Raw genomic sequence first — 13038 nt, forward strand, 5'->3', positions numbered from 1 at the left:
TAATTTTTTAAGCTAAAAAATGGGAGCCAATTGGCTCCCATTTTTATTGGTTGTAGAGTATTAGTTGTAGATTCTTGATTGTTAGTATTTAACTTTGTAATCAAAATAAAAAAAGGGAATTTATATGAGATGGGTGATCTGTAATTAGCCTTTGACTAAACCACCATCCACAATCAAATTTTGTCCTGTTACAGCACGTGACCACGGTGATAAAAACATCAGCACGGCATCTGCAAACTGCTCAGGTGTGGTGACTTCTTGTAAGGGCGTAGAGGCTGCGATTAAATCAAACACTTGATCAGGTGTTGCACTACTGGCATCAGTCTTACGTAATAGACCACCTGAAAGCATATTTACATTAATACCATACTGACCTAAATCATGTGAAGTGGTTCGAGTAAAAGCCAAAAGTGCTGCTTTAGCCGCAGTATAATCATGATAAGGAACCACAGGATTTTGCACGAGATTGGTTCCAATATTGATGATTCGACCAAAATGATCTTTTTTCATATCTTCTAGCGCAGCTTGGGTGGTGTTTAAAGCGGCTTTTACTGCACTGTCCAATTGCTGTTGCATACTGTGCCAGCTCAGTGTTTCAACTTTTGGACGTAGATCACCATCAAATTTAAATGCCAATAGTGCATTATTAATCACTGAAGTGATTGCATGTCCATAATGCAGTTTTGCCTTTTTAAACATCGTGTTGACTTGATCTGCATCGGTTACATCTGCTTTGTAAATAAAAACCTGTTCGGCATGTTCCTTAGCAAGCTGTTGTGCGGATTCTTCACTATTGAAATAATTCACCACAACTCTTGCACCTTCACGAATCAAAGCATAGGTAATTGCAAGTCCTAAACCACGTGCGCCACCAGTCACTAGAATAATTTGATCTCGTATTTCCATGTTCAAATCAACTCATTTGATATCAATTTAATTTTAGCACTTTTATCGATCAGACACTTCGATTGAGAGATGAGTTACAAAGTTTATCAATTGCACATACTCAAGATGAAAAATATAAAAAACATCTAGAGAAATTTAAGCATCTTAGTGGATTGATTACATATGAATATTCAAATAATTAAACTTTTTAAATCCTATTGATAAAATGATGGCTCAGAATGATAGTTAATTGGTTTAACATATTGATCATATTATTTATAATTAAAACGAAACGCATTTGATATTAGGTGTGCTTTAGCCATTCTGATCTATATGTAGGCTACAATTAGACTGATCATTTAAGTGACTTATAAACAAACAGAGGAGACAACCATCTTGTTTTATGATTGGTATAACTCCGATAAAAATCATGAATTGATTAGGCAAAACATGCGATCTATTTACCCACTCAATTTAATGGTCATTTTTATATTTTTCATAAATTCAAATGTTTATGCTTTTAATGATCTGGAACTTATGGTAGAAGAGGCACAAAATCAAGTTGTGGAATATCAAGATGAATTATTAGGACAACCAGATCAATTGCAAGATGAGCAATTATTTAAAATTGAAAATCAAGAAAATAGCCTAAGTGATACTGAAATGAGCATTGAGCGAAATGATATTTTTTTTGAACAAGACCAATTGCAAAAAAAGCTAGCAGAACAGCATGAGCATGAATTGGCAGATTATTCAATTTTAACCAATAAATTTTATGAAAATGAGCGTATTCGGGTGTTCAATTATACTGCTTACAATGTACAACAATTAAAGACATCATTGCTCAATCCTTCAAATGATAATCCTGCATCAAGTGAGCTTTATCTTTCTTTTGGTTATGGCATTGAATTTAAGATCAATGCTTTAAACAAAGTGGGTTATGAATACATCTCTAGTTTTCCTTATGATCGTGGGCAATTATTGCGTCTGTTTTGGATTAGAACGCTGACTTATTAACAATAAATATTTTATCGATCATTTTTATTACCATGAAGAAATCATGTTGGAAATACTACAACTTGAAACATAAGCTTGTTTAGCACTACACATTAAAAGACTAACTTAAACAAAATGAGATGAAGAGGTGAGTCATCATGTTAAACAAAGTTATTGTGTTGGGTGTAGTTGCTATTTCATTAACCGGCTGTATTGTTGCACCATTTGATGATGGTCATCGAGGTGGTCATGGTCGTTATGATCAGCGACATGATTCGGATCATCGCAGGGATCAGCATCGTGATGGTGATCGACATCTTTATGACCGAGATCGCAATGATCGTGACTGGAATTGGAAAGGACGTTAATTCTTTATCTTAAATATAAAAATGGGCAATGTATGCCCATTTTTTTCTATCTTGTTGTTTGAAAATATATGAATGAAGTAATTAGGGTCTGTTGACAATTCGTCTACGTTTGCGACTACAAGTGGTTTTTGGATGATACAAGGCAAGAACTATTAAACTTAATCATTCTAAATGATGAGAAACATCGTTTCGAAAGGTAACGACGTAGCGGTAAAAACTACTCTAGTCCCCACTGCGCCTTGCGCTGCAAACAAAGCAGTGCTTTGTTCTTGCTCAGGGTTGTGGCTAAAATTATCTCAGCCTACGTTATGAAACTCGAAAATAGTCTCGCTATTCTCTTCGTTTCCTGCTTTACGACGTATACGTCTCATGCTCAATTTTAACCTACAACGCAAGTCATTTATGAAATGTCTACAGACCCTATATTATTTTTTTAAATAAACCTGCTTGTACTACACCAGCTTTGGTTTGTTTCTGTAATTGCCATGTTGAGGGTAAATTCAGTTGATTTAAGCCACGATCTGCTTCTACATAAATCAATGCTTGATCAGATAAGTATTGATCCGCTTTTTGAGCCAATTCATCCCATAAATTTAAACTATAGGGTGGATCTAAAAACATTAAATCAAACTGTTCATTTAAATTGGATAAGGCTTGTTGTGCTGTTTGTGTTTTTAGCTGACAGTTATCAGCTTTGAGCAACTGAATATTGTCTTTTAAAAATTTAGCTTGCGTGGCATTGGGTTCAATCATGATCACGTGCCTTGCACCTCGTGAAAGTGCTTCAAATCCTAAAGCACCTGAACCAGCACAAAGATCTAAGACTTTGGCATTTTGAATATCCCACATGAGCCAGTTAAACAATGTTTCACGTACTCGATCAGGTGTGGGACGTAAACCATCGATATCAGCAAAAGGAAGAACTCGACGTTTCCATTCTCCACCAATAATACGTAATTGGTTTTTCACTTTATTATTCACTGATATCAGCCTCAGGTACAGGTGGAGGAGTGGGTTGCGTCGAAGTCGGACTATGACCTTGAGTTGGTATACGGTTTTGGGTAGCCGTATTGGTCTGCGTATTTGGCTTCGGTTTAGGCAAGGCATTTGGATCTGCTGCAAGGGAAACATCACCACTTGGCAGTTCACCCGGTTTGATGCCGGCTGTCATTAAGCCCCCACTGACTTGATGATTAAGCGGTACAATTGGATTCTTTTTGCGAGTTAGCAACCAGTAATCAAATACAGGACGAGCAATTTTGGCAGCAGAACCACCATGCTTACCATTTTCCCAAATCACGGCAATGGCAATTTCAGGATTTTCAGCAGGTGCAAAACCAACAAATAAACCGTGGTCTAATTGTCTTGATGTCAGTGCAGCTTCGTTATAGCGTTTGCCTTGCGCAATACTCTTCACCTGTGCTGTACCTGTTTTACCTGCGATTTGGTACATCGGTGTACGGATACCTCGGCCTGTACCTGTTTGAATAACATCAACCATTGCATCGCGCATTTTGACCCAGTCGTCATCCGTACCACTAAAGTTGATTTTTCCTGTCGGGGCATTGAGTACTTCATGCTTTTTCGCCCCTTTAGATTCACGTAATACGTGTGGGGTGACATGCGCACCATGGTTGGCCGTAATTGCCGTTGCCATAGCTAACTGTAATGGAGTGGCAGTAAATGCACCTTGACCAATACTGACAGAAATGGTTTCACCTTTGAGCCATTTACTCTTACGAGTACGCATCTTCCATTCAGGACTTGGATATAAACCTGTACTTTCGCTTGGTAAATCTACACCCGTTTTTTCACCGAAACCAAATTGACGCATCCATTCATTCATTCGATCTATACCCATCTGGTAAGACAAGATATAGAAGTAAGTATCACAAGAAACCACTATAGATTTATGTAAATTGACAGCGCCATGCCCAGTTTTTTTCCAGTCACGGAATTTATGTGAATCACCAGGTAAATGGAAATAACCAGGATCGGAAATTGTAGTTCCCCAATCCACAGTTTTAAAATGGATGCCACCTAAGCCTTCCATTGGTTTGATGGTAGAACCGGGAGGGTAAGTCCCTTGAACAGCGCGGTTATAGAGTGGTTGGTCTAAGTTGTCACGTAAAGCAGTATAGTCCGCATGCCCAATACCTGTCACAAATAAGTTCGGGTTGAAACTTGGGCTGGAAACAAGCGCTAATATTTCACCAGTGCGTGGGTCAATTGCGACGATTGCACCACGACGATCTTTAAGTTGTTCTGCTGCAATAGTTTGCAAACCATAATCCAATGAAAGATATAAATCATTGCCTCTGGTTGACTCTTTACGACCTAAATGGCGTAACACATTACCATGTGCATCAGCTTCAATCGATTCATAACCAGGAACGCCATGAAGTAATTCTTCATAAGATTTTTCTACACCAATTTTCCCGATTAGGTTTGTGCCAGCGTAACTATCTTTATCAATTGCTTTAAGTTCTTTATCGTTAATACGACCAACATAACCCACCACATGAGCAAACAATTCACCATGTGGATAATAGCGAGTCATTTGAGTTTCAATATCAACACCTGGAAATTGAAACTTTATTTCACTAAAGCGAGCAATATCTTGTTCTGTTAGATTTAGCTTTAAGGTAACACGTTCTGTTTTTTTAGAGGTTTTAATGCGGCTATTAAAACGGTCGATATCTTCTTGATTGAGATTTAAAATTGGAATCAAGCGCTTAACAGTGTCATCTATATCTTCGACATCGGCTTTGCTCAATGTTGCGGTAAAAACAGGGTAGTTATCTGCAAGTAAAATCCCATTACGATCATAAATATAGCCACGTGCTGGTGCTATAGGTTGTAGTCGAATTCGGTTTTTATCTGACGCTTCACTAAACTCTTGATGATGAAAAATTTGCAGATAAGCATAGCGTGCAACTAGAAGGCACATAAAAAATGAAACAATACCAATCGCAAAAAAGACACGACCACGGAAGATGCGTTTTTCTTGTTGGACATTTTTTAGAGGAAACTGCTGCTTCATACGTCGTCGGCTTTAGTACTTAAAGATGGGTGAATTTAGGGGTCAAACATTTTACCCTAGATTGCGTCTTAAAAATTAAAAAACACAAATAAGTCATCAAAATATATTTTAACTAAAAACTGTAATTGATTTTTTTTCTTAGATGAGACCGTTTACATTTCATTTGAAAAATACGCATCATTGTAAAGCTAGGCAAAATGTCAATAGCCCCTATATGGATTTGACCTTAGCGACATTAAATTTATAGTGTTTTGTATATGAGTGCTAAAATAATTCTGTTAAAGTCGAGCCTTAAGGATAAATATATTCGACCTAAGTTAAGATTAGGGATAATGGAGAAAATAATGAAAAAAATCTTTCCCTTATTAATATTGGTTGCTGTCGGAAGTTTCGCGCACGCTGATGTTAAAGATTATTTGCCAGATATGAAGGGAATTTTACCAGAGGCAAAGTTTAAGCCTGAAGATGCTTCTAAATGGAATATCGGTGCGGGTGTAACACAACAGATGGTCCATGCAAATGGTGAATGGGTAAATCCTTATGGAATTGCCTATACTAAATTAGGTGTTTTTTATAATGGTGACCATGAGTTTGCAGGCCAAGTCGGTTATAGAATTCCTGTAGTATTAAATGGTAAAGATAAAAATGGCTTCTATGTAGGGGTCTATGGCGGAACACTTAAAAGCAAAAAAGTGGACGGAAGTGATGAAGTCCAATATGGTGGTGGTGCCGATTTATCTTATGTTTTATTGAATAAAGAGCGTATAAGTACATTTAGTGTGGGGATGGGTGCAGGTAGTGAACTTCATAATAAAAATGGAGATATGATCCTAGAGACTCGTCCACAAATACAATTTGCTTATACCTTAAGTGTCGGGTTCTAAAGTTTTATGATTTTATCTATATCCTTCGACCGCAAATAGAAATAAATACGAGAGTCATGCATGTTGGAATACGTTAATGGTTTGTGGCACGCTTTTACAGCTCGACCTGATCATCTTGCCATTTTAAGTATCATCCCAGTGACGGCCTTTGTAACGTGGGCGCACGTTTGGATGGCACTGAAAATGGTATTTTATCCAATCACGTTTTGGGGATTTCATATTGGTCCCTTACCTGTAGGATGGCAAGGGATTGTGCCACGTAAAGCTGGGCGAATTTCAGGCATTATTACAGACAATACATTATCCAAACTAGGTTCTTTGCGTGAGTTTTTAGATGCAATGGACCCTGAAGATATGGCTCGGATTATCGGTGAACAAGTCGGTTTCGAACTTGAGCATTTGATTGATGAGGTGATGTTAGATCGTAATGCTGTTTTGTGGGAAAACCTACCTTATTCGATTAAACGGCGAATTTATGGTCAAGCGCATAAACAATTGCCGGGTGTTTTAAGAGAACTCGTGACCGAGCTGACTATGAATGTCGAGTCACTGGTCAACATGCGAGATATGGTCGTAACTCAAATGGAAGGCGATCGCCGTTTGATGGTCCGTATGTTTTTAAAAGTTGGACAAAAAGAAATTAACTTTATTTGGCATATTAGTGCGGTCATTGGCAGTTTCTTTGGTATTTTTCAAATGTTTGTCTATGTATTTGTTCCTCAACATTGGACTGTACCTTTCTTTGCTGCAGTCTGGGGCTTTTTAACCAACTGGATTGCAATCTGGATGGTTTTCAATCCTGTAGAGCCACATTATGTACGCTATCCACAATTTTTTGAACGGACAAAAGATCGAAAATTTCCATGGATTAAACCTGTTATTCCAAGAATTGGCACTTATAATGTTCAAGGTGCGTTTATGAAACGCCAAGAAGAAGTGTCAGATGTTTTTGCAAGTGTCGTCACTGAAGATTTGATTACATTAAAGTCAATCATGACTGAAATGATGTACGGTCCTAAGAAAGAAAAAACCCGTCGTATTGTAAAGCGTCATATTAACGAAATTATGGAAACTCCATTGGTTCGTACCTCTTTACAATTGTCTTTAGGACTAAAAGAGTATGCAAAACTCAAGACAGACTTGATTGATCGGTCAATTGAAATTACGATGGTGCCTGTTTGCGACCCTGCGTTTAATGCGAGCCGTGCACAGAAAATTTTTCAGATGTTTAAAGAGCGGATCAGAGAGTTAACCCCAAAAGAGTTTCAAAACTTGTTACGTCCTGCATTTCAGGAAGACGAATGGATTTTGATAGTACTCGGTGGTGTGACTGGATTTTTTGCTGGTCTAATACATTTATTTGTGGCTTTCTTATAAATTTGATGCCATTACGATGATAAGTTTTAATTTGTCATGGCAAACGGTATCATACATATTGTTTTAAATGAGGATGTTTTTTTATGCGCATTATATTACTCGGACCACCTGGAGCAGGTAAAGGTACACAAGCTCAGTTGATCTGTAAGCGCTACAATGTCCCACAAATTTCAACCGGTGATATGCTCCGTGCTGCAATTCGTGAAGGTACTGAATTAGGTCTTAAAGCTAAAAGTGTAATGGAATCAGGTGGTTTAGTATCTGATGAGCTTATTATCGGTTTAGTGAAAGAACGTATTGCACAACCTGATTGTGTAAATGGTTGTATTTTCGATGGTTTCCCACGTACGATTCCTCAAGCTGAGGCTTTAGAGAACGAAGGGATTAGCATTGACCATGTGATCGAAATTGAAGTGCCAGACGAAGAAATCGTAAAACGTCTTTCTGGTCGTCGTCAGCACCCAGCATCTGGTCGCGTTTATCACACGATTTATAACCCACCGAAAGTGGAAGGTAAAGATGATGAAACTGGCGAAGATCTTGTGCAACGTCCAGATGACGAAGAAGCAACGATTCGTAAGCGTTTAGGCTCTTATCATAATGAAACTGAACAGCTTGTTGGTTTCTATCAAGGGCGTGCAGCTTCTGGGGAAAATGCACCGACTTATAATAAATTGAACGGTTTACGTCCAATAGAAGATGTCCAAAAAGATTTATTTGCGATTTTAGATAAATAAGACCGCATTCAAAGCATTTTTTTAAGCTTTGACAATAACAGAGACCTGATTCATATTAGGTCTCTTTTTTTTGCAAGAGTGGCGTAGAGAGTGAAGTTTGTATTAATTGCCTTGGTCATTTTGAGTATATTGCTTCTTTTGGGCTTATTGTATATGAGCTTTAAATTACTACGCAAAGCACAAAAAGAAGAGCTTCAGCAACGCCGTGAAATGAGAAAATCAGGTAATTACCAAGTGCATCCACAGGTGGCTGAAGAGTGGAAACGGCTTGAAAAGTTGAAGAAAGATTTGGAAAATAAAAAGTAAAATAATTAGGGAGATGAATGCTGAGGATAAATTCATCCTTATCTATCATCGCGCTTCATTCTTCCAAATTAATGAATTTAACTGATGAATTTTTATGATTGAGATGTGTATGCAATTAATTCTAAGTATTTTGTTTATCCATCTACATGTTAAATTCACAGCATTCATATTATAAGAAGACTGTCTAAATGAAATTGATTGCGATAACAGAACATCGTAGCGAATATTTAGAGCTTATTCATTTTTCAAAGGGGACTTTGCTGAACATAGGCGAAAACTATCAAGGCTCGGAGAATTGGGACAATTGGTATTTCTGCACAGTTGACAATGGATTAGAGGGGTGGGTTGCTACTCAAATCATTGAATGGATCAATAAGCATCAAGGCCATGCAATAGCAGATTACACAGCGAAAGAACTCAATGTAGATCATGGCGATCTATTGGTTGGAGAAGAACAACTAAATGGCTGGATTTGGTGTAGCAGATTATCTGATGATCAGTCTGGCTGGGTGCCCTTAGAGGTATTAAGTCAGATTTGATTGAGAACTATTTTAAGATGCTAGCTGTTTCTTCAGAAAATAGCTTCCTCAGGAAAATGACAAAGCCTGATTTTAATTAAATGATGATTATGCTTTGCTAAAATCTCTCGTTTATTCGCTACTTTGTTTTGACTTCGCGTACAGCGCCAAATTCATATTTATCAGGCCAATTACAAACATCTGACACAATACATTCATGGCATTTCGGTTTCCGTGCAATACAGCAATATCGCCCATGTAAAATTAACCAATGATGCGAGTCTATAATAAATTCTTTTGGAATCACTTTGATTAGACGATGCTCGACCTCAAGTACATTTTTTCCTACAGCAAGTCCAGTACGATTGCCAACTCGGAAGATATGCGTATCTACAGCCATTGTAGGCTGACCAAAGGCGGTATTCAGCACAACATTGGCAGTTTTGCGTCCTACACCGGGTAAAGCCTCTAAATCAGCACGATTATCTGGAACTTGGCTATTGTGCTTCTCAATCAGAATTTTACAGGCTTTAATCACATTTTCAGCTTTGGCATTATATAAACCAATGGTTTTAATATACTGTTTTAAACCGTCTACACCCAATGCATAAATCTGTTCAGGGGTATTGGCGACAGGAAATAACTTATCAGTGGCTTTGTTGACACTTATATCTGTGGCTTGAGCCGATAAAGTAACAGCAACAAGCAACTCAAATGGGTTTGAGTAATTGAGTTCTGTTTTCGGATTTGGGCGTTGCTCGCGTAATCTTTCAAAGAAAATCTGAATCTGCTTTTTGGTCATATTCTTTACAGTCATGATGCATCCTCTTGCAAAACAGATAACTGTTGAATCAATTCATTTAATTGATGTTGCTTATTTTCATCTGCTCGAACACTCAATTGTTTCTCTAATTTTTTAATTTGAGTTCGCAGCTTAGCCAATTGAATGGTGGTTTTAGCATCTGTAACAATTGGATTTTTTATTATGGGTTGGTTGATTTCAATTGTAGGTAAAGCCTGACTTTGCTGTGTTATTTGTGCAAAGAGTTCAGTGTCGATTTCTGCACGAACCACAGGGCCTTTACGATGGATGCGTAGCTTTTCTTCACGTTGAATATGGGCATAGTAACGACCACGTAAGTCATTTTGTTCTAAGAAACGTTGTTCGTCATTTGGAATAGGCTGGATGTCTTCAACTAAATCGATGCAATCTACTGGGCAAGGAGCAATACATAGTTCACACCCAGTGCATAAATCTGTAAGTATGGTATGCATTAGTTTACCAGAACCAATAATGGCATCTACAGGGCAAGCACTGATGCATTTGGTGCAACCGATACATTCATCTTCACGAATAATAGCTTTCATGCGTTGTGGGCGGCCATCGCTTTGAATTGGCCAGACACTTGGTTCAGCAACGAGTTTATTGCGATTGAGTATATCAGCAAGCGCATCTGCAACAGGTTGCCCACCTGGCACACATTTATTGGCTGCTTCACCTTTTTCTACAATAGATTTTGCATAAGGTAGACACCCATCACGGTGACCACAGAGTCCACATTGTGTTTGTGGCAAAATAGCATCTATTTGCTGAATGAAGGAAAGCGATGAATTCATGTGAATAAAACTTTAAAGAAAAATGAACAAATACTTGGTAAAAGCGAAGAATATTTTGCAATTTTAGCATGTTTTACAGTGAAAATCTTTGCTCTAATTTGGCGCTAAAAATGCGCTAATTTAGATCAAAATATTGAATAATTTTTGTTTAAAAACGCCAACAAATTGACATTTTATTTGGGGTTGATTAGAAATTATCATATTGAATTTAAATATTATTTGAAAAAACATTTGAAAAAAGGTTGTGGATTATATACAAAAGGGATTAAATACTTTGCGCCAAAATTTATCATTTTATTAAAAGGGTTGACCTTTTTTGTATCATTTTCTGCTGAGGAATGAGCGTTGAAATATAATAGCCTGAATGACTTTTTAAATTACGTTAAAGCACGTGATCCAAATCAACCAGAGTTTTTACAAGCTGTGGAAGAAGTTATGACCAGTTTGTGGCCATTTATTGAGAAAAACCCAGAGTATGCTGAGCACGGTTTGCTTGAACGTCTTGTTGAGCCAGAACGAGCGATTCAATTCCGGGTTTCATGGGTAGATGACAAGGGCCAAACTCAAGTTAACCGTGCTTTTCGTGTTCAATATAATTCTGCTATTGGTCCATTTAAAGGCGGCATGCGGTTTCACCCATCTGTAAACCTTTCTATTTTAAAATTTTTAGGTTTTGAGCAAACGTTTAAAAATGCTTTGACTACACTACCAATGGGTGGCGGTAAAGGTGGTTCTGATTTTGATCCGAAAGGCAAGTCAGACGGTGAGATCATGCGTTTTTGCCAAGCATTAATCATCGAACTATACCGTCATCTAGGTTCAAATACTGATATTCCAGCAGGGGATATTGGTGTGGGTGGCCGTGAAGTGGGTTACATGGCGGGTATGATGAAAAAGCTCAGTAACGACACTTCGTGTGTATTTACGGGTAAAGGTTCATCATTTGGTGGTTCTTTGGCTCGCCCAGAAGCAACTGGTTTTGGTACAGTTTATTTTGCTGAAGAAATGCTAAAAACTCGCGGTGAAAGCTTTAAAGATAAAACTGTGGTGATTTCAGGTTCGGGCAACGTTGCGCAGTTTGCTGCAGAAAAAGCTATTTATTTAGGCGCTAAAGTGGTTTCATTGTCTGACTCAAATGGCACGGTACATGTAAAAAATGGCTTTACCAATGAGCTTCTTGCTGAAGTGATGGAACTTAAGAACGTAAAACGTGGACGTATTTCTGAATTTGCTTCAAAACACGGTTTTGAATATTTAGAAGGTCAACGCCCTTGGTCAATTCAGTGTGATATTGCATTGCCATGTGCAACTCAAAATGAATTAAATGAAGAAGATGCAGATGTACTTCTTGCCAATGGTGTAATCTGTGTTGCTGAAGGTGCCAATATGCCTTCAACACTAGAAGCTGTAGAAAAATTTGTAGAAGCAAAAATTCTTTATGCGCCAGGTAAAGCGTCTAATGCAGGTGGTGTTGCCACCTCTGGCCTTGAAATGTCACAAAATTCGATTCGTTTAGGGTGGACATTTGAAGAAGTGGATGAGCGCCTACATGCGATTATGAAAGAAATTCACCGTAACTGTGTGAAGTATGGTACTCAAGCAGATGGCACAGTGAACTATGTAAATGGTGCAAATATTGCTGGTTTTGTAAAAGTTGCAGATGCAATGTTGGCGCAAGGCGTGTTCTAATTTCTGTTTGATTTTGAACTTAAAACCGATGCTTTTGCATCGGTTTTTTCTGAGCAATTAAAACAGTGACAAGCTTATTTTTTAGGAATCGTTTCAACAACTGAATCGAGCTCATATTGGTATTGAGACTGATCAGCGGCCGGATTGACAATTTCTGTGCGCTTGATCTTAATAATTTGAGTAGACTTTGAATTATGGGTAAAGCCGTCAATAGAATCATAAAAATAACTCGCTTCTTTTTCGCTATAATTTTTTTGACCAGTTTCGCTTATTGTCAATTCACGGACTAAAAAACAGGTTTGTGGTGCAACACCAGTACAGGGTCGAATTTCAGGACTGACTTCTAAAAAAATAATTTGTGGTTGAACTGTTGTATTTGAAATTTGGGTCTCTATATGTGCAGGCGTCGGAACTTTTTGAGTTGTAGATTCTTCGCTACATGCTATGACGAGCAACGGTAAGAGCAGTAAAATGCTTGATTTGTGATTCATAGTTTTACCTTTATCGATCTTCCTAAATTAAAAATGTGCTTTCATGCAATGACTATTGATTACTTAAGTTTCTATTATTGAGTGTTTAAATTCACTGTTATTTAACTATTGTGCAGTGTTTGGGGCT

At 37.8% G+C, this 13038-nt stretch carries 14 protein-coding genes; 8 read left to right on the forward strand and 6 right to left on the reverse strand.

Annotated features, from left to right (window positions below; genetic code table 11):
- Window positions 1-144 precede the first annotated feature (144 nt).
- Window positions 145-906 carry a 3-oxoacyl-ACP reductase gene (locus tag AC2G3J_RS05445; RefSeq protein ID WP_483770772.1) on the reverse strand — a complete coding sequence of 254 codons (762 nt, stop codon included), beginning with the start codon at window positions 904-906 and terminating at the stop codon, window positions 145-147.
- Window positions 907-1248: 342 nt separating this feature from the next.
- Here AC2G3J_RS05445 and AC2G3J_RS05450 point away from each other — a divergent pair, with 342 nt between their 5' ends.
- Together AC2G3J_RS05450 and AC2G3J_RS05455 are read left to right on the forward strand one after the other, a co-directional pair.
- Entirely contained in the window at window positions 1249-1902 is a 654-nt protein-coding gene (locus AC2G3J_RS05450) for a hypothetical protein (protein ID WP_483770773.1), read from the forward strand.
- A 137-nt stretch (window positions 1903-2039) separates the two neighbouring features.
- On the forward strand, window positions 2040-2249 hold the full coding sequence (locus AC2G3J_RS05455; RefSeq protein WP_483770774.1) for a hypothetical protein: 210 nt from the start codon (window positions 2040-2042) through the stop codon (window positions 2247-2249).
- 420 nt (window positions 2250-2669) lie between these two features.
- On the opposite strand, the gene rsmD is transcribed toward AC2G3J_RS05455, so the two are convergent.
- A complete protein-coding gene (rsmD, locus tag AC2G3J_RS05460) occupies window positions 2670-3218 on the reverse strand; it encodes a 16S rRNA (guanine(966)-N(2))-methyltransferase RsmD (RefSeq protein ID WP_171500312.1) in 549 nt (182 codons plus the stop codon).
- 4 nt (window positions 3219-3222) lie between these two features.
- Window positions 3223-5292 carry a penicillin-binding protein 2 gene (gene mrdA, locus AC2G3J_RS05465; RefSeq protein ID WP_483770775.1) on the reverse strand — a complete coding sequence of 690 codons (2070 nt, stop codon included), beginning with the start codon at window positions 5290-5292 and terminating at the stop codon, window positions 3223-3225.
- 344 nt (window positions 5293-5636) lie between these two features.
- Between mrdA and AC2G3J_RS05470 the strand changes: the two genes are divergently transcribed.
- From AC2G3J_RS05470 to AC2G3J_RS05490, 5 genes are all read left to right on the forward strand, one after another.
- Window positions 5637-6176: a hypothetical protein gene (locus AC2G3J_RS05470; protein WP_336951782.1), complete on the forward strand. Its 540-nt coding sequence runs from the start codon at window positions 5637-5639 to the stop codon at window positions 6174-6176.
- A 60-nt stretch (window positions 6177-6236) separates the two neighbouring features.
- Entirely contained in the window at window positions 6237-7553 is a 1317-nt protein-coding gene (locus AC2G3J_RS05475) for a DUF445 domain-containing protein (RefSeq protein WP_004717262.1), read from the forward strand.
- An 83-nt stretch (window positions 7554-7636) separates the two neighbouring features.
- Window positions 7637-8290 carry an adenylate kinase gene (adk, locus tag AC2G3J_RS05480; protein WP_004717260.1) on the forward strand — a complete coding sequence of 218 codons (654 nt, stop codon included), beginning with the start codon at window positions 7637-7639 and terminating at the stop codon, window positions 8288-8290.
- A gap of 90 nt (window positions 8291-8380) precedes the next feature.
- Entirely contained in the window at window positions 8381-8596 is a 216-nt protein-coding gene (locus tag AC2G3J_RS05485; protein ID WP_004823188.1) for a hypothetical protein, read from the forward strand.
- 188 nt (window positions 8597-8784) lie between these two features.
- Entirely contained in the window at window positions 8785-9135 is a 351-nt protein-coding gene (locus AC2G3J_RS05490) for an SH3 domain-containing protein (protein ID WP_483770776.1), read from the forward strand.
- A 118-nt stretch (window positions 9136-9253) separates the two neighbouring features.
- Here AC2G3J_RS05490 and nth read toward each other — a convergent pair whose 3' ends face one another.
- Window positions 9254-9931, reverse strand: a complete 678-nt coding sequence (gene nth, locus AC2G3J_RS05495; protein WP_336951781.1) for an endonuclease III — start codon at window positions 9929-9931, stop codon at window positions 9254-9256.
- Window positions 9928-10731, reverse strand: a complete 804-nt coding sequence (locus tag AC2G3J_RS05500) for an RnfABCDGE type electron transport complex subunit B (protein ID WP_336951780.1) — start codon at window positions 10729-10731, stop codon at window positions 9928-9930. The genes nth and AC2G3J_RS05500 overlap by 4 nt, the downstream gene beginning before the upstream one ends.
- A gap of 345 nt (window positions 10732-11076) precedes the next feature.
- On the opposite strand from AC2G3J_RS05500, the gene gdhA reads away from it, so the two are divergent.
- Window positions 11077-12420 carry an NADP-specific glutamate dehydrogenase gene (gene gdhA / locus AC2G3J_RS05505; RefSeq protein ID WP_336951779.1) on the forward strand — a complete coding sequence of 448 codons (1344 nt, stop codon included), beginning with the start codon at window positions 11077-11079 and terminating at the stop codon, window positions 12418-12420.
- Window positions 12421-12494: 74 nt separating this feature from the next.
- Here the strand turns inward: gdhA and AC2G3J_RS05510 are convergent, their stop codons facing one another.
- Window positions 12495-12911, reverse strand: a complete 417-nt coding sequence (locus tag AC2G3J_RS05510; protein ID WP_483770777.1) for a DUF4377 domain-containing protein — start codon at window positions 12909-12911, stop codon at window positions 12495-12497.
- Window positions 12912-13038 lie beyond the last annotated feature (127 nt).

It is taken from the genome of Acinetobacter legionensis, assembly GCF_057165765.1.

Excerpts from the sequence above, each read along its gene's own strand:
- AC2G3J_RS05445 (WP_483770772.1), bottom strand. The coding sequence starts at position 906 with ATGGAAATACGAGATCAAATTATTCTAGTGACTGGTGGCGCACGTGGT.
- AC2G3J_RS05455 (WP_483770774.1), top strand. The coding sequence starts at position 2,040 with ATGTTAAACAAAGTTATTGTGTTGGGTGTAGTTGCTATTTCATTAACC.
- mrdA (WP_483770775.1), bottom strand. The coding sequence starts at position 5,292 with ATGAAGCAGCAGTTTCCTCTAAAAAATGTCCAACAAGAAAAACGCATC.
- AC2G3J_RS05470 (WP_336951782.1), top strand. The coding sequence starts at position 5,637 with ATGAAAAAAATCTTTCCCTTATTAATATTGGTTGCTGTCGGAAGTTTC.
- AC2G3J_RS05475 (WP_004717262.1), top strand. The coding sequence starts at position 6,237 with ATGTTGGAATACGTTAATGGTTTGTGGCACGCTTTTACAGCTCGACCT.
- adk (WP_004717260.1), top strand. The coding sequence starts at position 7,637 with ATGCGCATTATATTACTCGGACCACCTGGAGCAGGTAAAGGTACACAA.
- AC2G3J_RS05490 (WP_483770776.1), top strand. The coding sequence starts at position 8,785 with ATGAAATTGATTGCGATAACAGAACATCGTAGCGAATATTTAGAGCTT.
- nth (WP_336951781.1), bottom strand. The coding sequence starts at position 9,931 with ATGACTGTAAAGAATATGACCAAAAAGCAGATTCAGATTTTCTTTGAA.
- AC2G3J_RS05500 (WP_336951780.1), bottom strand. The coding sequence starts at position 10,731 with ATGAATTCATCGCTTTCCTTCATTCAGCAAATAGATGCTATTTTGCCA.
- AC2G3J_RS05510 (WP_483770777.1), bottom strand. The coding sequence starts at position 12,911 with ATGAATCACAAATCAAGCATTTTACTGCTCTTACCGTTGCTCGTCATA.